The sequence below is a fragment of the Gluconacetobacter diazotrophicus PA1 5 genome (assembly GCF_000021325.1).
Lineage (GTDB): Bacteria > Pseudomonadota > Alphaproteobacteria > Acetobacterales > Acetobacteraceae > Gluconacetobacter > Gluconacetobacter diazotrophicus.
On the sequence record NC_011365.1, the window covers coordinates 2,858,296 to 2,878,672 of the forward strand.

The following is a 20,377-nucleotide window of genomic DNA, read 5'->3' on the forward strand; positions in this document are numbered from 1 at the left end:
TGGAGGGCCGCGGCCGCGACCAGTCCGGCGAGGATCATCTTATTCATGGCGGAGGGCTTTCGCGGGTTCGGCGCGGGCGACGCGGAGGGTCTGGCCGATGATGGTGAGCAGCGAGAGCGCGGTCGCGGCCAGGCTGACGACGACGAAATAGAGCGGCGAGAGGCCGACGCGCTGGTCGAAGCCGGCCAGCCAGCCGCGCATGGTCATCCAGGCGACGGGCCAGGCGATCAGGTTGGCCAGCAGCACGGGGCGCAGGAACTGCGTGGCCAGCAGGACCAGCACGTCACGCGTGCTGGCGCCCAGCGTCTTGCGGATGCCGATTTCATGCACCCGCCGCGCGGCGTTGAACGAGGACAGGCCGTAGAGGCCGAGGCAGGCGATGACGACCGCGACCCCGGCGCCCAGCGTGAACAGCCGCCCGCGCTGCTGGTCGGGCTGGTAATAGGGGGCCAGGCGGCTGCCGGCGGATTCGCCCGTGAAGGGGATTTCGGGGGCCAGGGTGCGCCATGTCGCCTGCAGGCGTTGCAGCATCACGTCCGGCGCGATGTCGGCCGTGCGCACGGCGACGACGGAATTTTCGATGACCGCGTCGGTGCGCATGTAGACCTGGGGTTCCACCGGGCTGCGCGGTGACATGAAGCGCACGTCGCGGACCACGCCGACGATGGTGAACCGCGCCGCGTCCTGCGTCACCACGTGGCCGATGGCCGCCGCCGCGCTGGAAAAGCCCAGCGGGCCCAGCGCGCGTTCGTTGATCACGACGTTGGCCGTGCCGGGGTGCCTGGCGTCGACCCTGGCGGTGGGGGAGATGTCCTGCCCGTGGGCGGCGTCGAACCAGCGGCCGGCCAGCAGGGTGATGCCGTAGGTCTGGCGGTAGTCGCGCGCCACCCATTCCATGGTCAGCAGCGCGTCGATCTGCGGGTTGTCGGCGCGCCGGAAGTCCTCGTTGCTCTGGTTGTTCGAGCGGGGCTGCCGGTCGGACAGGGTGACGGAGCGCACGCCGGGCAGGGCGCGCAGGGCCTCCATGACCGTCTGCTGCCGGGCCGCGACCTGCTGCGAGCGTTCCAGCGAGACCAGGAAGAGCTGGTCCTGGCGGAAGCCGCGATCGGCCTGGCGGATGAAGGCGGCCTGGGCGTTGACCACCAGCGTGCAGATGGCGAACGTGATGGCGAAGCCGAACTGCGCCACCACCAGGATCGTGCGCAGGTGCTGGCCCATCCGCCCGCCCGAGGGAATGCGCGAGGCCGCCAGCACCGCGGCGGGGCGATAGCCCGACAGCACCAGCGCCGGATACAGGCCGGCGGCGACACCCACCACCAGCACGACCAGCGCCAGCCGGGGCAGCAGCCAGCCGTAATCGATCGCGACCGCCCATCCGCCCATGGTGTTGACGAAGGGCAGGGCGATTTCCGCCAGGGCGGTGCCCAGCAGCGCGCAGGGGATCAGCAGGATGACCGATTCCGCCAGGAACTGGACCAGCAATTGCGGGCGGGTGGCGCCCAGCACCTTGCGCAGCGCGACCTCACGCGCGCGCAGGCCGGCGCGGGCGGTGGCCAGGTTGACGTAATTGATCGCGGCGGCGGCCAGGGCCAGGATGCCGACGATGCCCAGCGCGTCGATGACCCGGCGGTCGCTGCCGTCCTCGCCGCCGAAAAGCTGCAGGTTGCCGAAATGCGTGGTCAGCAGCGGGGTCAGCGACAGTTGGAACCAGCCCGGCTTGATCTCGGGATCGGTCATGCGGCGGTGGACGAAATCCGGCAGGCCGGCGAGGACCGAGGCGGCGTCCGCCGCCGTGCGGAAGCGCAGCCAGGTCTGTCCCGAACTGGAGTCCCAGTAGTGGAAGGCCAGCATGCGGTCCTTCATGTCCTGCGGGAAGACCGCCAGGATGTCGGGGCGCATCGTCTGGTCGCGCGGCACGTCGCGGAATACGGCGGACACGGTATAGAGCGTGCGCCGGTCGTTCTCGGTCATGCCCAGTTGCCGGCCGCGCGCGTCCACGGTGCCGAACAGGCGGCGGGCGGTGGATTCGCTGATCGCGACCCGGTCGGGGGCGGCCAGCGCGTCATGGGCGTCACCGTCGCGCATGGGCAGGGCGAAGACGTCGAAGAAGGTGGGATCGACGTAATGGACCACCGTCATCGCCGGATGGCCGTGGCTGGTATCGACGGCCGTGTCGCGCTGCGCGTCGCGCGTGGCGGCGGCGATCTGCGGGAAATCGGCGCGCAGCGGGTCGTAGGCGGCGAAGGTGGTGAACATGCTGCGCATCGGCGCGCGGCTGGGCAGCGACCAGATTTCATCCATTCGCTGGATCAGGGCGGCGTGGGGAACCTGGCGGTCGAACCCGTATTCGAAGCGCACGACCAGCGACAGGACCAGGCACACCGCGATGCCCAGCCCCAGCCCCGCGACGTTGAGCGCGACATAGAGCCGGTGCCGCAGGGCGGACCGGTAGAAGGCGATCAGGGCATTCGCGATCAGCATGACGGTGGACCTCGATCGGAAGGGGGATGGGGGGCGTCAGTCATGGCGGAGGGCCTTCGCGGGTTCGGCGCGGGCGACGCGGAGGGTCTGGCCGAGGATGGTGAGCAGCGAGAGCGCGGTCGCGGCCAGGCTGACGGCGGCGAAATAGAGCGGCGAGAGGCCGACGCGCTGGTCGAAGCCGGCCAGCCAGCCGCGCATGGCCATCCAGGCGACGGGCCAGGCGATCAGGTTGGCCAGCAGCACGGGGCGCAGGAACTGCGTGGCCAGCAGGACCAGCACGTCACGCGTGCTGGCGCCCAGCGTCTTGCGGATGCCGATTTCATGCACCCGCCGCGCGGCGTTGAACGAGGACAGGCCGTAGAGGCCGAGGCAGGCGATGACGACCGCGACCCCGGCGCCCAGCGTGAAGAGCTGCCCGCGCCGCTGGTCGGGCTGGTAGTAATCCGCCAGGCGGCTGTCGGCGGATTCGCCTACGAAGGGCAGGTCGGGCGCGATGGTGCGCCAGGCGTCCTGCAGGCGGCGCAGCATCGCGTCCGGGGGCACGTCGTCGGCGCGCACGGCGATGACGGTGTCGGTGATGATGTCGTCGGTGCGCAGGTAGAGCAGTGGCTCGACGGGTTCGCGCGCTGACATGAAGCGCACGTCGCGGACCACGCCGATGATCACCAGGCGCGCCTGCCTTTCCGTCAGGACGTGGCCGATGGCCGCCGCCGCGTCGGGAAAGTCCAGCGCCCGCACGGCGCGTTCATTGATGACGACGCTGGCCGTCGCCGGCGCCGGGCCGGTGAACAGGGACCTGGTCGCCCTGTCCTGGCCATGCGCCGCGTCGAACCAGCGTCCGGCGAGCAGGGTGATGCCGTAGGTCTGGGGATAGTCGCGGCCGACCCGCTCCCTCGTCAGGCTGGGGTCGACCGAGGGGCGGTCCATCCGTTTGAAATCGCTGGTGTTGCGGCTGGTGGAACGCGGTTGGCGGTCCGACAGCGTGATCGCGTCCACCCCCGGCACGGCGCGCAGCGTGTCCAGGATCGCCTGCTGGCGGGCCTGCATCCGGTCCGAGGCCAGCAGCGAGACCAGGTACAGATGATGCTGGCGGAATCCGCGATCGGCGGTGCGGATGAAGGCGGCCTGCGCGTTGACCACCAGCGTGCAGATGGCGAAGGCGATGGCGAAGCTGAACTGCGCCAGCACCAGGATATTGCGCAGGCGCTGGCCCATCCGGCCGCCCGACGGCACGCGTGACGCCGCCAGTACCGCGGCGGGGCGGTAGCCGGACAGCACCAGCGCCGGATACAGGCCGGCGGCGATGCCCACCACGATGACGACCAGCGCCAGCCGGGGCAGCAGCCAGCCATAATCGATCGTGACCGCCCAGCCGCCCATGGTATTGACGAAGGGCAGGACGAGTTCGGCCAGCGCCAGGCCCAGCACCGCGCACGGCAGCAGCAGCAGCACCGATTCCGTCAGGAACTGGATCAGCAATTGCAGGCGGGTGGCGCCCAGCACCTTGCGCAATGCGACCTCACGCGCGCGCAGGCCGGCGCGGGCGGTGGCCAGGTTGACGTAATTGATCACGGCCGCGACCAGGGCCAGCAGGCCCACCAGGCCCAGCGCGTCGATGACGCGGCGGTCGCTGCCGTTCTGCCCGCCATAGACGTCCACATCGCCGAAATGGGCGTTCAGCAGCGGCATCAGGGTCATCCTGAACCAGGCGTGCGAAACGTCCGGGTCGGTCATGCGGCGATGGAGGAAATCGGGCAGGCCGGCGGCCACCGGCCGGATGTCCGCCGGGGTGCGGACGCGCAGCCAGACCATGCCGGAATCCGACCCCCAGTGACGGAACGAGGCCTCGCGGTCCTTCATGTCCTGCGGGATGACGGTCAGGATGTCGGGGCGCACCGTCCAGTCGCGCGGCACGTCGCGGAACACGGCGGACACGGTATGGAGCGTGCGCCGGTCGTCCTCGGTGATGCCGACCTGGCGGCCGCGCGCGTCCGCCGTGCCGAACAGGCGGCGGGCGGTGGATTCGCTGATCGCGACGCGGTCGGGGGCGGCCAGCGCATCGCGCGCGCTGCCCTCGCGCATGGGCAGGGCGAACACGTCGAAGAAGGTGGGGTCGACGTAATCGACCGTCATCATCGCCGGATGGCCACGGCCGTCATCGACCGCGCACGGATTGTCGTCGATGCGGGTGGCGGCGGCGATCTGCGGGAAGTCGGCCAGCAGCGGGTCGTAGGCCGCGAAGGTGGTGTCCAGGCTGTGGATGGGGGGCTGGCCGGGCAGGGTCCAGATCTCGTCCACCCGGGCGATCGTCGCGGCGCCGGGCACCTGCCGGTCGAAGCCGTATTCGAAGCGCACGACCAGCGACAGGACCACGAACACCGCGATGCCCAGCCCCAGGCCCGCGATGTTGAGGATGGCATACAGCCGGTGGCGCGACAGCATACGGCAGAAGGTCAGCAGGCCGTGGGTCAGCACTGGATGCGTCCCTTTCAGATGGCGTTGCGGACGGAAATCACGATCTGCCCGTCCAGCATGTCGACGCGGCGCTGCGCCATGTCGGCGTGGCTGGGCGAATGGGTGACCATGACGATCGTGGCGCCCTCGGCGTTCAGGGTTTGCAGAATATCCATGACCTGGGCGCCGTTTTCGGTATCCAGGTTTCCCGTCGGCTCGTCGGCCAGGATCAGGTCGGGTTCGCCCACGATGGCGCGGGCGATGGCCGCGCGCTGCTGCTGGCCGCCCGAAAGCTGGCTGGGGTAATGGCGCGCGCGGTGGCCGATGCTGACGCGGTCCATGGCGGCGGCGACGCGCGCCCGGCGTTCGGCGCGCGGCATCTTGCGATAGACCAGCGCCAGCTCGACATTTTCCTCGATCGTCAGTTCGTCGATCAGGTTGAAGCTCTGGAACACGTAGCCCAGGTGGGTGCGGCGGAAGAGCGCCAGTTCGGATTCCGCCATGTGGCTCAGATCGTGCTCGGCGAAGCGGTAGCTGCCGCTGGTGGGGCGGTCGATGGTGCCCAGGATGTTCAGCAGGGTCGATTTGCCGCAGCCGCTGGGCCCCATGATGGCGACGAATTCGCCGCGCGCGATGCCCAGGTGGATGTCGTGCAGCGCCGTGGTCTCGACCTCGTCCGATCGGTACAGGCGGTTGATGTCGGAAAGCTGGATCAGCATGGCGGGTCCTATCGGATCAGAAGCTGGGTGAAATCGTGAAAGCGCGTGGTGGCGGATGTGACGATGCGATCGCCGTCCTGCAGGCCGGAGGTGATTTCGACCTGTTCGGGGTTGCGGCCGCCCACGGTGATGGGGCGGCGCGTCGCGTGGTGGCCGTCGGCCGAGACGACGAAGGCCGAGTTGCCGCCGCTGCCGTCCATCCACGCGCCGTTGGGGGCGATCAGCGCCTGGTGGGTCTGGCCCAGCGTCAGGCGGCATTCCACGCTTTCCCCCCGGCGCAGGGCGCTGGTGGTCCCCGCCTTCGAGGGGGGGGTGTCGAACGTCAGTTCGGCGCGGAACTGGCCGCTGGTGATCTGCGGATGGACGCGGGCGACGGTGAAGGGCACGTCGTGGTCGTCGATATGGGCGATGCCGTGTTCGCCCACCGCGACGCGGGCCAGGTAGAATTCGTCGATGTCGGCGTCCAGGCGCCATGCGCCCTGGCTGTCGATCTGGCCGATCGGATCGCCGGCCTTCAGCGTCTGGCCGGGTTGCAGGGTGAAATTGGTCAGCCGCCCTTCCACGGGCGCGCGCAGGATCAGCGATGTCAGGCTGTCCTCGACCGCCGCCAGGGTGTGGCGCAGGCGCTCGGCCGTGCGGTCGATGTCGCGGGCCTGGGCCTGGGCGACGGCGCGGTCCTTGTCCCGGGCGGCGCGCAGCAGGGCCAGGCGGCGGGTGTAATATTCGTCCTCGTCCGCGAAGCTCTTGACGTTGGCGTCGGATTCGAAGCCCTGGGCCAGGAGCTGGCGGCGGATGTCCAGTTCGTGGGCGGCCTTCAGAAGATTGTAGCTGGCCTCGGCAATCTGTCCGTCCTCGGTGGTCTGGGACTGCTGCAGGGTCAGGCGCTGGGCGCTGATGCCGCCCAGCTGGCCGGCGATATCGGCCTCGCGCGACGTCACGTCCAGTTCGAGCTGCGGGTTGGTCAGGCGTGCCAGCACGTCGCCGGGATGGACCAGCGCGCCGTCCTGCACCGCGACCGAGGCCACCTGTCCGCCCTGCACCGCGCCCAGCAGCACCACGTGCAGCGGCGCCACCGTCGCGCGCACCGGCAGGTAGTCCAGGAAGGCGGCGGTGCGCACGGGGTCGATCGTCACGGTGTCCGCGCCGACCGCCAGCGTGCCTGACGCCGGGACCATGCGCCACGCGGCCGTGGCCGCCACCAGCGCCAGCGCGGCGGCGCCGTATTTCAGCCAGGGCTTCAGCCGCCGCGCGCGTGACGGCGCGACACGGCGGTCCATGCCCGCGCCCGGGGCGGTTCCTGCTTTCGATGCCTGTTCGATACCGTGCGACATAATCGACTTCCCTTGCCTGGCGAACAGTGTAAGGCTTGCGGAAGCGTTTTTTATCTATTTGAATAATAACGATTTTATCGAGTGTGTCCGAGGCTGGTGTCCGCCAGCGAACAGACTGTCCGGATCCGAACATGTCCCAAGCGCCGTCAAGCCCCATGGAGCCCGCAGCCGATTCGACCGCCGGTCAGGACCCCGAGGGCGCCTGCATCCTGTTCGTCGACGACGATGCCGATATCCGCCAGGCGACGGCGCTGCTGCTGCGCCGCCGGGGGTTCGCGGTGGTCGGCGCGGCGGACCCCGGCGAGGCGCTGAGCGTGCTGGCGGCGACGGCGGTGTCGGTGGTGCTGCTGGACCTGAACTATACGCGCGGCGCCACCACCGGGGCCGAGGGGCTGGAGTGCCTGCGCGCGCTGCTGGCGCATGATCCGGGCCTGCCGGTGGTGGTGGTGACGGGCCATAGCGGGGTGGCGATCGCGGTGGCGGCGATGCGCGCGGGGGCGGCGGATTTCGTCATGAAGCCGTGGAAGAACGACCGGCTGGTGGCGACGATCGAGGATGCGCTGGCCACGCATCGCCGCCGGCTGGCCGCGCGCCAGCCCGTGGGGGCCGGGGGACCGGCGGACGGGGCGGCCGCCCCGGCCGATGACGGGATGATGATCGCCGGCTGCGCGCAGACGCGCGACGTGCTGGAGCGTGCCGACCGGGTGGCGCCGACCCAGGCCGGCGTGCTGCTGACCGGCCCGGCGGGGGTGGGCAAGACCGCGCTGGCGCGGCGTATCCATCGCCTGTCGGCGCAGCGGGCCGGGCGGCTGCTGGTGCTGGACCCCCGGCTGGGCGAGGACACGGTGGCGGTGCGGCTGGCGGGCGCGGACGCGCGCGACACGCTGCTGGTCGAGGAGATCGGCGACTGGTCGCCCGCCCTGCAGGACCGGCTGCTGGCGCGGGTGCAGGCAGGCGGCGGGGCGCGCCTGCTGGCCACGGCGCGCGAGGGCGGGGCGGCGCTGCGTGCGTCCGTGATGCCGGACCTGCTCTGCCGCCTGGATGTCGTGACCATCGCGCTGCCGCCGCTGGCGGCCCGGGGCGAGGAGATCGCGGTGCTGGCCCGGCATTTCCTGCGTCTGTTCGCCCTGCGCCACGGAGTGGCGGACCGTACCCTGTCGCCCGAGGCCGAGGAGGCGCTGGCGGCGCGGCCCTGGCCGGACAATGTCCGCGCGCTGCGCCAGGCGATGGAGCGCGCGACGGTCATGGCGCGGGACGCGGTGCTGGGCGTGGCCGATGTCGCGGGGCCCGGGCCGGACGCGGAGGGGACGGAGGCCGGGACGCCGGATGCCGCGCCGACGCTGGCGCGTTCCGAAAAGGCGATGATCGAGGCGGCGCTGCGCCGCCATGGCTTCAATGTCAGCCACGCGGCGCGCGAACTGGGCCTGACGCGCCCGGCCCTGTACCGGCGCATGGCCCGCCACGGGCTGTGACGCGGCGATGACGGGTGCGGCGCGCGGGCGCGCGGGCAGGCGGATTCCGGGGATCGGCCCAGCGGCGCTGGGGCTGGTGGGCATCGCGGCGGGCGGGGCGCTGGCGGTGGTGTGCCTGCATCACCGGTTCTATGCCGCGTCGATGGTCGCCCTGGCGGGCGCGCTGGTGCAGGGCGCGTTCGTGCTGGGGCGGATGGCGCGGCTGGAACAGCGCCTGGCCGAGCGCGCGGTGCCGGTGCGCGTGGCCCCGCCGCGCGTGGACCAGGCGGTGGTGCTACGCGCCATGCTGGACCATGCCCCGGTGCCCCTGCTGGGCGTGACGCATGACGGGGTGCTGGTGGCGTCGAACCGCGCGGCGCGGCGGCTGTTCGGGACCGACGACCGGGTGCTGGACCCGCCGGCCGCCCTGATGGCGGGGCTGGCGCGGCTGAAGGATGGCGGGCGGCTGGTGGTGCGGCTGGACCGGCCCGGCGGGGGGGATGCCGGCGGGGCGGGGAACGGGCGGCACTACGCGCTGTCGGTGGCGCTGGGCAGCCTGCACGGCAGGTACGCCCGGCTGGTGGCGCTGACGGATATCGAGGCCGAGCTGAATGCCGGCGAGGCGACGGCCCTGCGCGAGATCCTGCAGGTGCTGAGCCACGAAATCATGAATTCGCTGACGCCCGTGTCCTCTCTGGCGGAAAGCGCGCAGGAGATGCTGGCGGCGGGCGACGCGGCGGCGATGCCCGAGGCCGCGCAGGCGCTGGCCACCATCCTGCGCCGGGTCCAGGGGCTGGACCGCTTCGTGCAGGGGTACCGCCACCTGGCCCGCCTGCCGGCGGTGGCGCCGCGCCAGATGTCGGTGGCGGCGATGCTGCGCGATGCCGGGCGGCTGTTCGCCAGCCGGTGGGACGGGCAGGGCGTGGCCTTGCGGCTGGACGTGCCGGTGCCTGACATCGTGGCGCGGCTGGACGGCGACCTGCTGGTGCAGGCGCTGATCGCGCTGATGACCAACGGCGCGCAGGCGGCCCTGGCCGGACCGCGCCGCCCGGCCTGGGTGGCGCTGTGGGCCCGCGCGGACGCCGATCACGTGACGATCGGCGTCGGCGACAGCGGCGCGGGCGTGGCGCCGGACCAGGCGGCGCTGATCTTCCGGCCGTTCTTTTCATTGCGCGAGGGGGGGACCGGCATCGGCCTCAGCGTCGCGCGGCAGATCGTGCAGGACCATGGCGGCAGCCTGGTGCTGGCGCCGCCCGCCGAGGATGCGGGGGCCACTTTCCTGATCCGGATCTGAGGGTTGGAAAGTTCCACCGCGATAGCTTCACTTTTTCCGGATCGGCTTTCCGCGTCCCTGTCCGTGCCATCCGGGTTTCTTCTTGACTCGGGATTAAAAATATGAGTTCCTGCCTGCAAATATGAATAGCTAGTCAATAGCATATCGAGTCTCGAAAAATGAGCATCCACCAAAGATTGCCGGATCTGGCGATCGGTCGTACGGCTGCGCCCGGCGCGGTCGCGGAACCGGCGGTGCGGATTTCCGGCATTTCCAAATCCTATGGCTCGCTCAGGGTGTTGAACGATATCAGCTTCGATATCGGCCAGGGGCGTGTCCATGCGCTGGTCGGCGAGAACGGGGCCGGAAAATCGACCCTGGTCAAGATCATCACCGGCCTGGTCCGCCCGGACGCGGGCGAAATCCTGGTGAAGGGCCGGCCCGCCGTCTTCCATACGCCGCTGGAGGCACGGGCGCAGGGTGTGACGGCGGTGTACCAGGACCCGAAGCTGTTTCCCCATCTGGACGTCGCCGAGAACATGTTCGTCGGAAACTACCCGCGTACCGCCTGGGGAACCGTCGATCGCGCGGCGATGTACCGCCGGGCCGAGGAGGCGTTCCGCAACCTGGGGGTGGCGCTGGACCCGCGCGCGCTGGTCGGCGCACTGTCCATGGCAGAACTGCAATTTGTCGAAATCGCCCGCGCGCTGTCCGGCGACGTGCAGCTTCTGATCCTCGACGAGCCGACCTCGCCCCTGACCCCGGCGGAGGCCGAACGGCTGTTCGATATCGTCCGCCGCCTGCGCGGCCAGGGGAAATCCGTCCTGCTGATCACCCATCGGCTGGAGGAAGTGGAGGCTCTGGCGGACGAGGCGACCGTGCTGCGGGACGGCCGGCATGTCGCGACGCGGCCGATGTCCCAGATGGAACGGGGGGTGATGGTCAAGCTGATGGTGGGGCGGGAGCTTTCGCTGCTTCAGTCCCATGGCCGCGCCGCATCCTGGGGGCGGGAACTGCTTCGTGTCGAGGGCCTGACCCTGCCGGGCAGTTTCCGGGACGTGTCGTTCTCGCTCCATGCCGGGGAGATCGTCGGCATGGCGGGGCTGGTGGGGGCGGGGCGGTCGGAAATCGCGCAGGCGCTGTTCGGCATGACGCCCGCCGAAAGCGGCCATGTCACGCTGGACGGCCATGCCGTCACGCCGTCCACGCCGGCGCAGATGCTGGGGCTGGGCCTGGCCTACCTGCCGGAAGACCGCGACGGGCAGGGCCTGATCATGAGCGAGAGCGTGGCGGACAACGTGACCCTGCCCATAGCGGGGCGGCTGGGGCATGCCGGCCTGCGCAATCGCACCGCCGAGCGGCAGGTCGCGACGGAGGCTGTCGCCACCTACGATATTCGCACCAGGGGCATCGACAAGCCGGTCGGGCAGCTTTCGGGCGGAAACCGCCAGAAGGTGGCGCTGGCGCGATGGCTGGCGACGAAACCCGCCGTGCTGATCCTGGACGAGCCGACCCATGGCGTCGATATCGGCAGCAAGGCGCAGATCCACCAGATGATTGCCGACCTGGCGGCGTCCGGCCTGGCGATCCTGATGATTTCATCCGACCTGCCCGAGATCCTGGCGATGAGCGACCGGATCCTCGTCGTCGCGGCCGGGCGGATCGTCAGCGAGATCGCGCGCGAGGACGCCACGCAGGAAGGCGTCATGCGCGCGGCGACGCACAGCACGGAGACGGGGCATGGCTAGCATCGCACGACGCGGCGGGCTGGCCGCGCGCCTGCTTCAGCAGCGTATTTCGGGTGTCCTGGCCTTCATGGTGGTGCTGGCGGCCGTCTTCGCGGCCGTCGCGCCGCATTTCGGCACCCTGCAGAATGGCGAGGTGGTGATTTCCAATGCCGCCATCCTCGCGATCGTGGCGGCCGCCCAGGGGATCGTCCTGATCACGCGTAACCTGGATGTGTCCGTGGGCGCGATGATGGGGTTCGCGGCCTATGTGACCGCGGATTTCGCGGCGCACCATCCGCAGGCGGGGCTGCTGCTGCCCGTGATCGCGGTCACGCTGGGCGGGGCGCTGGGGGCGATCAACGGGCTGCTGGTCGCGTATGGCCGCATTTCGCCGCTGATCGCGACGCTGGGCACGATGTCGCTTTATCGTGGCGTGACCTACATCTATGCCCACGGGCAGGAAGTGACCGCCAGCCGCCTGCCGCACTGGGTGCTGGCCTTCGTCGATTTGCGCATCGCCGGCGTGCCGGCCCTGGTGCTGCTGTCCGCGATCGTGGTGGGGATGACCGCGTTCTTCCTGCGCCATCTTCCCCTGGGACGGCGGATCTATGCCGTGGGGTCGAATGCCACCGCCAGCCTGTTCTGCGGCCTGCGCACCGAACGCGTCGTGCTGTTCGCCTACATCCTGTGCGGCGTGATGTGCGGATTTGCCGGCCTGCTCTATGCCGCGCGGGTGGGCACCGTGACCGTGGTGCTGGCGTCCGGCTGGGAACTGTCCTCGCTGGCCGCCGCCGTGCTGGGGGGGATCAGCGTCGCCGGCGGGTCCGGGTCCGTCATCGGCGCGGCCCTGGGCGCCATCCTGCTGTCCATGATCGATAATGGACTGGTGCTGCTGCATATTCCCGAATTCTGGCGCATCTTCGTGCAGGGGTGCGCCATCGTGCTGGCCATCGCGGCCGATGGCGCCGTGGCGCGCCAGGTCCGCCTGGCGCTGCGCGCCCAACGTATTGCGAGGATGCCCTGATGAAACGCGCGGATCGCTGGTTGCGGTGGCGCCCCACCGCCTGGGAGGCGTGCCTGGTCGCGCTGATCCTGATGGCCGGGGCGTGGTCGGCCTATCTCTCGCCCTATTACCTGGATATCGGCCAGATCCTGGATTCCGGGCGGCAGTTCATCATTCCGGGGCTGCTGGCCTTCGGCCTGCTGCCGATCGTCCTGACGGGCGAGATCGACATCTCGCTGGCCTCGAACCTGGCCATCGGCGCGGTGCTGCTGGGACACCTGTCCGCCGCCGGGGTGTCGCCCTGGCTGGCGGTGCCGGTCGTGCTGGCGGTCTGCGCGCTGCTGGGCGCGGTCAACGGCGTGCTGGTGTCCTGGATGGGGCTGCCGTCGCTGGCGATCACGCTGGGCACGATGGGCGCCTATCGCGGCCTGGCCTATATTATCGGCCTGGACACCGGATATACCGATTTCGACGATGCCTACCTGTCCGTGGGGTCCGGCTACGTGTTCGGGATCGTCCCGGTTTCGCTGGTCCTGTTCCTGGGCGTGGCGGTGGTGATGGCCTTCCTGATCCATGGAACGGTCTTCGGACGCCGCATCTTCGCGGTGGGCCGGAACAGCGACGCCGCGCGGATCGTCGGTATCGACGTCACGCGGTTGAAGATCGTCACCTACGCGATGGCCGGGGCCCTGGCCGGCCTGGCCGCGCTGGTCTGGATCGGCCAGTACGGATCGGCGCGCGGGGACAATGCCGACGGCAGCGTGCTGTTCGTCGTCACCGCCGTCGTCCTGGGCGGCGTGGACATCAATGGCGGCAGGGGGACGGTCCTGGGGGTCACGCTGGCCCTTCTGCTGCTGGGCACGCTGCGCAACGGAATGGGGCTTGCGAATGTGGGGGGGCCGGTCCAGACGGTCGTCCTGGGCGCCCTGCTGCTGCTTGGCGTGCTGCGTCCCGTCGCCCTGCGAGCCTATCACGCGGTGCGGTCCGGGGCGGCGCGGGGAAAGGCGCAGGCCGCCGGAACCTGACGACCCTGACGGAAGAGTCCCGAATAACAAACAATAAACAACAAGACGGGAGAACGATCGTGTCAGCCATAACCCGACGTGCAGCCCTGATCGGCGCGGTGCTGCTGAGTGGAATGAGTCCGGTTTCGGCGGTCCATGCGCAGGACAGCGGTTTTCGACTGATGATGACCCCGAAATGGACCGGGTTCCCGTATTTCGAGGCCGCCGCGCACGGCGCGCGCCGGGCCGCGAAGGAACTGGGCGATACGCTGGTCTACGCCGGGCCGGATCGGGCCGATGCGTCCCTGCAGGTGGAGACGCTGGAAAATTTCCTGACCCAGCGCCCCAATGGCGTCATCCTGTCGGCGGTGGACCTGAATGCGGTGGCGCCGGTCCTGAAACGCGCGCGCAAGCGTGGCGTGGTGGTGACGACCTTCGATTCCGACGCCGCCCTTCCGGCGCGCGACATGTTCGTCAACCAGCTTTCCTACGAACAGGCGGCGCGCACGATGCTGGACGCGGCGCTGATCGATGCGCCGCAGGGCGGTGAGATCGCGTTCATTTCGGCCTCGCCCACCGCGCCCAACCATGTGGCGCATATGCGCATCATGACGCAACTGACGCAGACCGATCCGAAATACAAGGTCTTCACGGTCGTGGATCGGCAATATGCGCAGGACGACGACGCCAAGAGCTATGACGTCGCGATCAACCTGATGCAGGCGCACCCCAACCTGAAGGTCATCATTTCGTCGTCGGCGGTCAGCGCGCCCGCGGCGGCCCGGGCGATCGACGCCAGCGGCCACGCCGGCAAGGTTTTCGCGACAGGCTTCGCCCTGCCGTCCGCCATAAAGAACTATCTGCAGGACGGTTCGGAAAAGGCCTTCGCGTTGTGGAATCCGGAAGAGCTTGGGTACCTCGCGACCTATGTCACGCATCTCAGGCTTGCCGGTAAGCTGGACCTGAAACCGGGAACCAGCTTCGTCGCCGGCACGGCCGGCACCTACAAGGTGGGAGAGGACGGAGAAATAGATTACGGAAAACCGCTGATATTCACGAAGGACAACATAGAAGCCGCCGGATTCTGATCGGAACCGGCCAACAAGCAGAAAAGGGAATACCCATGCGACCGACCTGTACCCTGACCGCCACGCTGAATGCGCGCCCCGAGAAGCGCGCCGAACTGGTAGAGCTTCTGGAAAGCTTCGTCGAACCGTCGCGGTCCGAACCGGGCTGCATCGATTACCATTTCCATGTCAGCGCGGAGGACCCGAACGTCTTTTATTTCTACGAGAACTGGACCAGCCGCGCCGACCTGGACCGTCACCTGAAGCTGCCGTACCAGCAGGAATGGTTCGGACGGCACAAGGAATTCCTGACGAAGGACGCGGACCTGAAGTTCTTTGAAATGCTGAGCGATCACGACGCGCCCTGATCGCCCGCCACGTCCGGACCGGCGCCCGCCGGTCCGGGTGGCCCCTGGAAAATCCCCTGAGAGGATCACGTCATGACTGCAATGCGCTGGGGTTTGATCGGTGCGACCATCATCGGCCGGGAATGGATGATCCGCGCCATTCGTGATGCCGGCGGCACCATCACGTCCGTCTACAGCACCGACGCCGAGCGCGGCCGGCGCTATGCCCGCGAATTCGACATTCCGGATTCGACGACCGACCTCGACACGCTTCTGCAAAACGTCGATGCGGTCTATATTTCCACGACCAACGACCGTCATCATGCGGAATGCCTGGCGGCGGCGCGGGCGGGCAGGCATGTCCTGTGCGAAAAGCCGCTGGCGACACGCTACCAGGACGCGGTCGAGATGGTCGCAGCCTGCGAGGCCGCCGGCGTCGTCATGGCCACCAACCACCATCTGCGCAACGCGGCCACGCACCGGGCGATCCGCGACGTCGTGGCCGGGGGCCGGATCGGGCGCCCGCTTGCCGCGCGGATCGTGCATGGCGGCGCGCTGCCGGCGCATCTGCATGGCTGGCGGCTGAAGGACGTATCGGCCGGCGCCGGTGCGATCCTGGACCTGACCGTGCATGATTCCGACCTGCTGCGCTTCGCGCTGGACGACGAACCGCGCACCGCCATGACGCTGGCGCAGAATGGCGGGCTGGCGCAGCCCGGGATCGAGGACGCGGCCATGAGCACCATTGCGTTCGGCAGCGGGCTGATCGCCCAGATCTATGAAAGCTTCACGACGCCGTTCCTGCGCACGTCGTTCGAGGTGCACGGCACCGCCGGGTCGGTGATCGCGCAGGACTGCATGTCACAGACGCCCGGCGGCACGGTCACCCTGCGGACCGAAGCGGGCGAGGAAACCCTGCCGCTGGAGCAGGAGGATTATTACCAGCGCGGCGTGCGGGCCTTTCATGCCGCGATCGCGGGGCAGGGACGGCCGGCGGCCACGGGCGCGGACGGCCTGGTGTCGCTGGCCGTAGCACTCGCCGCGCGCCGTTCCGCGGAGACGGGCAAGGCCGAGCCGGTCATGCCCTGACACGATCATGCGCCGGGTCCCGGCTCGGAGGGATGTCGATATGGATTACGCCGAGATGAATAACGAGGCGCTGCGGGCGTTCAATCAGAAACGCAAGATCTTCCAGATCGCGTTCGTGACGCACGACCTGGAACGCAGCATGCGGCACTGGATCGAGATATTGGGCGTGGGCCCCTGGCGCGTCGCGGCCTTTACCGAACAGACGGTGCAGAATTTCCACGTCGGCGGCGTGCCGGTGGACGAGCCGTTCAAGTTCCTGATCGGTATTTCCTGGGTGGGCGACATGGAGATCGAAATCATCCAGCCCGTCTATGGATCCAACATCTACGCGGCCTTCCTGGCCGAGAAGGGGGAGGGGCTGCACCACATCAAGGAACAGATCAGCACCGAGGCGATTTCATCGGTGTTGCAGTCCTATCGCGACAAGCAGGTTCCGGTCACGCAAAGTGGCTATTTCTTCGCGGATTTCCATCATTATCTGGATACCGGGCCCAGGCTGGATTTCGTGTACGAGCTTGGCAACTGCCCGGACCTGGACCTGCCGCCCGGCATTTTCACCGTCTTCCCGCCCGAGGCGGAAACGGCGTGATTCGGGGACCGTCGCCCCGCCCGCGAAGGGCGGGGCGGGGCGTTCAGAGTGTCTTCAGCATGCCGCCATCGACGAAATAGGCCGATCCGACGCTGTAGCTGGCCTTGTCCGAACACAGGAAGACGAAGAAGTTGGCCAGTTCCTCGGGGGTTGCGAAGCGTCCGATCGGGGCGTGCTCATCGGCGACCGATTGCAGGTAGGCCTGCCAGTCGCCGCCCTTGTCGGCGGTCAGTTCCTTGGCGGTCTTGATCCAGTCCGGGGTCAGGATCAGGCCCGGATTGATGCAGTTGACGCGGATATTGTCGCGCACGACCTCGGTGGCCAGCGTCTTGCTGAACATCATCAGCGCGGCCTTGGTGACATTGTAGATGGGCTCGTACCACAGCGGCTGCGCCGCGCAGATCGAGGCATTATGCAGCACGACGCCGCCGCCGCGCTTCTTCATCATGGGAACGATGCCGCGCGCCAGCCTGACGGCGGCCATGACGTGCAGGTCCCAGTACATCTGCCATTTTTCATCGGGGGCCTCCATGATCGTCTCGTTCGATCCGGCGCCGGCATTGTTGATCAGGATGTCCACCCCGCCCAGGCTTTCGGCCTGCGCGATGATGGCGTCGGTGCCGGCGGGCGTGCCGACATCGGCGCAGACGATCGAAACCTTCGTGCCGTATTCGCCCTCGATGCGTTTAGCCTCGGCTTCCAGCCGTTCGACCTTGCGTGCGACCAGCAGCAGGTTGCAGCCTTCTGCGGCCAGGCCGGCGGCAACCGCCGCGCCGATGCCGACGCTGGCGCCGGTTATGATCGCGGTCTTGCCACGGAGTTCCAGGTCCATCTGTTTTTCCTATCGTTTCTTCTTGAACGCTTCGCGGTCGGCGGCCGGGACGGTCGGGGCCGCGGACCTGCACGTGAATAGCTAGTCACACCAGGATGGAAGTCAAGGTCTTTCGCGCGGTATTTCCTTTATTTTACTGGACTCTATAGAATACGAACCAGCGCGCGCGTCGTCGGGAGGCTGAGCTGAAGAACGGAAAACGCTATGCGTCCTCGACCGATGTGGCACGCCTGGCCGGCGTGTCGCAATCCGCGGTGTCCCGTGCCTACAAGAAGGGCGGTTACGTCTCGCCCGAGATGCGCAGCCGGATCATGGCGGCGGCGGCCGAACTGGAATATCGGCCCAGCCTGATCCCCCGGATCATGCTGACCGAACGGTCGAACCTGGTCGCGGTCGTGGTGGGGGGACTGTACAACCCGCTCTATGCCGGGATCATCGACACCTTGTCGGTCAGGCTGGAGGATGCGGGATTGCAGACCCTGCTGGTGCATGCCGAAAGCGGCCATATGCTGGACATCGCGCTGCCGCGCCTTGCCAGCTACCGGGTCGATGCGATCGTCAGCCCGCTGGCGGTCATGTCCGCCGCGACGGCCGAGGCGCTGGACCGGCTGGGGCTTCCCGTGGTGTCGTTCAATACCCCGGTGCGGGGCGGCCTGATCTCGACGATTTCGACCGACGGGCTGGCGGCGGGGCGGGACATCGCGGCCCTGTTCGCGCGGCGTGGCGCCCGGCGCCCCGGCTTCGTCCAGGGGCCGAAGGGCAGTCCGGCGAGCGACGACCGGGAACGGGGATACCGCAGGGCGCTGCGCGGGCTGGGGCTGGGCGCGCCGCGCACGGCACCGGGCGATTTCCGGTATGAGGGCGGGGTCGCGGCGGCGCATGCCCTGCTGGGCGGGCGCAATGCATGCGATGCGATCTTCTGCGCGAACGACCTGCTGGCGCTCGGGGTGATGGATACCGCGCGGCGGCATTTCGGGCTGCGCGTGCCCGAGGACCTGCTGGTGGCCGGCTTCGATAACATCGATATGGCGTCATGGAGCAGCTACGGCCTGACCAGCTTCGTCCAGGATGTCGACCTCATGGCCCGGCACGCGGTGCAACTGCTGACGCAGGCGCTGGAGACCCCCGGACGCACGGGGGAGCACGTCGTGATTCCGGCAACCCTGGTGGAGCGGGCCTCGACGGGGAGTGATGCAGGGGCCGACGGCGAGCGCGGCCGGGGTGTGCGCTGCGACGATTGACTGGCCCGACGCGCCGGAGCTTTCTACACTGGACGGCATGACGGACGATCGATTTTCCCGCCTGAGCCGCCGTGGCGCGCTTTCCTCGCTCATGGCCCTGGGGGCCGCCGGAATGGGCGGCGGCGCACGCGCCGACACGCCCGCGCCATCGGCCCCCGCCGCGCCCACGCCGCCCCAGGCGCCGGACCGGCAGCGCAAGGCCGAACCCAATGCCTCGCATCCCTCGCCTGCCGACCAGCCGGGCGTGGTCTCGCGCCCGGTCGTGAAGACGCAAAGCGATATCTTCTACCGCCCGACGATCCATTTCTCGCCGACCAGCGGGTTCATGAACGATCCCAACGGCCTGATCTTCGACGGCACGCGCTATCATCTGTATTACCAGTACGATCCGTTCGCCCCCTATGCGGGGCGCGTGCATTGGGGCCATGCGACCAGCAGCGACATGCTGCACTGGCAGGACCAGCCCGTCGCCATTCCCGAAACGAAGGACGGCGAGGCCTATACCGGCTGCGCGGTCATGGACACGGCGAATGCCTCGGGCCTGTTCGAGCCCGGCCCGGACGGCAGGACCGGGGGCGGCATGGTCGCGATCTACACCCGCGCCACCCCGCAAAGGCAGGCGCAGTACCTGGCCACCAGCCGCGACAACGGCCAGACCTTTACCGAATACGCCCATAATCCGATCCTGGATATCGGCAGCAATTCCTTCCGCGACCCGCAGGTGCTGTTTCATAAGCCCACGAACCAGTGGGTCATGGTCATCGCCAAATCACGCCTGCACCAGATCGCGTTCTACGCCTCCATCGACCTGATCCACTGGGTGCATCTCAGCGATTTCGGCCCTTCCGGCCTGTTCGGGGTCGATTACGAATGTCCGAACCTGATCGAAATCCCGCTGGAGGGCGGCGGCACGCGGTGGGTGCTGTTCGTTTCGGTCAATCCGGGCGGCCCGACCGGCGGCAGCATCACCCAGTATTTCGTGGGCACGTTCGACGGCACGCGCTTCATTCCGGACGACACGGTGATCGGCCTGACCGACTTCGCCAAGGACGCCTACGCGCTGCAGGTCTATAGCGGCATGCCGGACGGCCAGGCGGTGTCGATCGCCTGGTTCGGCAACTGGCAGTATTGCCAGGAACTGCCGACGCAAAGCTGGCGCGGCACGATGACCCTGCCCCGGACGATGACGCTGCGGCGCGATTTCGCCGGCTGGCTCCGGCTGGCGCAGGCCCCGCGCGGGCTGGAGGCCCTGCGCGGGCCGGCCATTCCCTTCCCCGTCACGCGCCTGGCCGCCGGGTCCAGCACCCAGGTCGCGCTGCCGCCCGGCACGGCGCTGGACCTGGCGATGAGCGTCACCGTCGACGAGCGTCCGCACGGCCTGCCGCTGGGCGACAAGGGCCGCACCGGCCGCTTCGTCATCGTCTTCGGCAACGAGCAGGGCGAATCCCTGACCATCGGGTTCGACGCGTTTTCCGGCCAGATCTGGCTGGACCGCAACGACCTCCGGGGTTTCAAGCAGCCATTCTTCACCGGCGAGTTCTCGACCGTGCTGAACCCGGACGACCGGCATTTCGAGGTCCGGATCGTGCTGGATGCCTGCACGCTGGAAATCTTCGCCAATGGCGGCCTGTCGGTCGGCACGGCTCTGATCTACCCCGTCGCCCCGCTCGATGTCCTGCGCCTGGAAGCCAGCGGCGCCGCCGCCACGGTCGAAAAGCTCGCCCTGTATCCGCTGCAAAAGGCGATGGACCGCGAAACGGCGGTGTAAG

General features: G+C 68.8%; 16 protein-coding genes. 11 read left to right on the forward strand and 5 right to left on the reverse strand.

All coding sequences use genetic code 11. The features are described 5' to 3' along the window. Positions 1–39: 39 nt before the first annotated feature. The 4 genes from GDIA_RS13085 to GDIA_RS13100 are packed head-to-tail and all read right to left on the reverse strand — an operon-like array spanning position 40 to position 6,985. A complete protein-coding gene (locus GDIA_RS13085) occupies positions 40–2,481 on the reverse strand; it encodes an ABC transporter permease (protein ID WP_012554442.1) in 2,442 nt (813 codons plus the stop codon). 36 nt (positions 2,482–2,517) lie between these two features. Then, positions 2,518–4,956: an ABC transporter permease gene (locus GDIA_RS13090; protein ID WP_012554443.1), complete on the reverse strand. Its 2,439-nt coding sequence runs from the start codon at positions 4,954–4,956 to the stop codon at positions 2,518–2,520. Between the two features lie 14 nt (positions 4,957–4,970). Continuing rightward, positions 4,971–5,654, reverse strand: a complete 684-nt coding sequence (locus tag GDIA_RS13095) for an ABC transporter ATP-binding protein (protein ID WP_012554444.1) — start codon at positions 5,652–5,654, stop codon at positions 4,971–4,973. A gap of 8 nt (positions 5,655–5,662) precedes the next feature. After that, positions 5,663–6,985, reverse strand: coding sequence for an efflux RND transporter periplasmic adaptor subunit (locus GDIA_RS13100; protein WP_012554445.1), 1,323 nt, complete (start codon positions 6,983–6,985; stop codon positions 5,663–5,665). Between the two features lie 131 nt (positions 6,986–7,116). Between GDIA_RS13100 and GDIA_RS13105 the strand changes: the two genes are divergently transcribed. From GDIA_RS13105 to GDIA_RS13145, 9 genes are all read left to right on the forward strand, one after another. Beyond that, entirely contained in the window at positions 7,117–8,457 is a 1,341-nt protein-coding gene (locus GDIA_RS13105; protein WP_012554446.1) for a sigma-54-dependent transcriptional regulator, read from the forward strand. Positions 8,458–8,464: 7 nt separating this feature from the next. Then, a complete protein-coding gene (locus GDIA_RS13110; RefSeq protein WP_012554447.1) occupies positions 8,465–9,730 on the forward strand; it encodes a sensor histidine kinase in 1,266 nt (421 codons plus the stop codon). A gap of 158 nt (positions 9,731–9,888) precedes the next feature. Next, positions 9,889–11,457 carry a sugar ABC transporter ATP-binding protein gene (locus GDIA_RS13115; RefSeq protein ID WP_012554448.1) on the forward strand — a complete coding sequence of 523 codons (1,569 nt, stop codon included), beginning with the start codon at positions 9,889–9,891 and terminating at the stop codon, positions 11,455–11,457. After that, positions 11,450–12,460, forward strand: a complete 1,011-nt coding sequence (locus GDIA_RS13120; protein WP_012554449.1) for an ABC transporter permease — start codon at positions 11,450–11,452, stop codon at positions 12,458–12,460. Before GDIA_RS13115 ends, GDIA_RS13120 begins: the two co-directional genes overlap by 8 nt. Continuing rightward, positions 12,460–13,464, forward strand: a complete 1,005-nt coding sequence (locus GDIA_RS13125; protein ID WP_012554450.1) for an ABC transporter permease — start codon at positions 12,460–12,462, stop codon at positions 13,462–13,464. The genes GDIA_RS13120 and GDIA_RS13125 overlap by 1 nt, the downstream gene beginning before the upstream one ends. 59 nt (positions 13,465–13,523) lie before the next feature. Continuing rightward, positions 13,524–14,531 carry an autoinducer 2 ABC transporter substrate-binding protein gene (locus GDIA_RS13130; RefSeq protein ID WP_012554451.1) on the forward strand — a complete coding sequence of 336 codons (1,008 nt, stop codon included), beginning with the start codon at positions 13,524–13,526 and terminating at the stop codon, positions 14,529–14,531. 35 nt (positions 14,532–14,566) lie between these two features. Further along, positions 14,567–14,878, forward strand: coding sequence for a putative quinol monooxygenase (locus GDIA_RS13135; RefSeq protein WP_012228443.1), 312 nt, complete (start codon positions 14,567–14,569; stop codon positions 14,876–14,878). A 72-nt stretch (positions 14,879–14,950) separates the two neighbouring features. Continuing rightward, complete coding sequence (locus tag GDIA_RS13140) at positions 14,951–15,946, forward strand: Gfo/Idh/MocA family protein (RefSeq protein WP_012554452.1); 996 nt, start codon at positions 14,951–14,953, stop codon at positions 15,944–15,946. 40 nt (positions 15,947–15,986) lie between these two features. Next, a complete protein-coding gene (locus GDIA_RS13145; protein ID WP_012554453.1) occupies positions 15,987–16,535 on the forward strand; it encodes a VOC family protein in 549 nt (182 codons plus the stop codon). Between the two features lie 43 nt (positions 16,536–16,578). On the opposite strand, the gene GDIA_RS13150 is transcribed toward GDIA_RS13145, so the two are convergent. Next, positions 16,579–17,367, reverse strand: a complete 789-nt coding sequence (locus tag GDIA_RS13150; RefSeq protein ID WP_012554454.1) for an SDR family NAD(P)-dependent oxidoreductase — start codon at positions 17,365–17,367, stop codon at positions 16,579–16,581. A 221-nt stretch (positions 17,368–17,588) separates the two neighbouring features. Here GDIA_RS13150 and GDIA_RS13155 point away from each other — a divergent pair, with 221 nt between their 5' ends. Beyond that, on the forward strand, positions 17,589–18,608 hold the full coding sequence (locus tag GDIA_RS13155) for a LacI family DNA-binding transcriptional regulator (protein WP_012554455.1): 1,020 nt from the start codon (positions 17,589–17,591) through the stop codon (positions 18,606–18,608). A gap of 37 nt (positions 18,609–18,645) precedes the next feature. Further along, complete coding sequence (locus GDIA_RS13160) at positions 18,646–20,376, forward strand: glycoside hydrolase family 32 protein (protein ID WP_012554456.1); 1,731 nt, start codon at positions 18,646–18,648, stop codon at positions 20,374–20,376. Position 20,377 lies beyond the last annotated feature (1 nt).

Coding starts and splice junctions, on each gene's coding strand:
- GDIA_RS13115 (WP_012554448.1), top strand. CDS start 9,889: ATGAGCATCCACCAAAGATTGCCGGATCTGGCGATCGGTCGTACGGCT.
- GDIA_RS13145 (WP_012554453.1), top strand. CDS start 15,987: ATGGATTACGCCGAGATGAATAACGAGGCGCTGCGGGCGTTCAATCAG.
- GDIA_RS13160 (WP_012554456.1), top strand. CDS start 18,646: ATGACGGACGATCGATTTTCCCGCCTGAGCCGCCGTGGCGCGCTTTCC.
- GDIA_RS13140 (WP_012554452.1), top strand. CDS start 14,951: ATGACTGCAATGCGCTGGGGTTTGATCGGTGCGACCATCATCGGCCGG.
- GDIA_RS13105 (WP_012554446.1), top strand. CDS start 7,117: ATGTCCCAAGCGCCGTCAAGCCCCATGGAGCCCGCAGCCGATTCGACC.
- GDIA_RS13125 (WP_012554450.1), top strand. CDS start 12,460: ATGAAACGCGCGGATCGCTGGTTGCGGTGGCGCCCCACCGCCTGGGAG.
- GDIA_RS13095 (WP_012554444.1), bottom strand. CDS start 5,654: ATGCTGATCCAGCTTTCCGACATCAACCGCCTGTACCGATCGGACGAG.
- GDIA_RS13150 (WP_012554454.1), bottom strand. CDS start 17,367: ATGGACCTGGAACTCCGTGGCAAGACCGCGATCATAACCGGCGCCAGC.
- GDIA_RS13120 (WP_012554449.1), top strand. CDS start 11,450: ATGGCTAGCATCGCACGACGCGGCGGGCTGGCCGCGCGCCTGCTTCAG.
- GDIA_RS13085 (WP_012554442.1), bottom strand. CDS start 2,481: ATGCTGATCGCGAATGCCCTGATCGCCTTCTACCGGTCCGCCCTGCGG.
- GDIA_RS13135 (WP_012228443.1), top strand. CDS start 14,567: ATGCGACCGACCTGTACCCTGACCGCCACGCTGAATGCGCGCCCCGAG.
- GDIA_RS13100 (WP_012554445.1), bottom strand. CDS start 6,985: ATGTCGCACGGTATCGAACAGGCATCGAAAGCAGGAACCGCCCCGGGC.
- GDIA_RS13110 (WP_012554447.1), top strand. CDS start 8,465: ATGACGGGTGCGGCGCGCGGGCGCGCGGGCAGGCGGATTCCGGGGATC.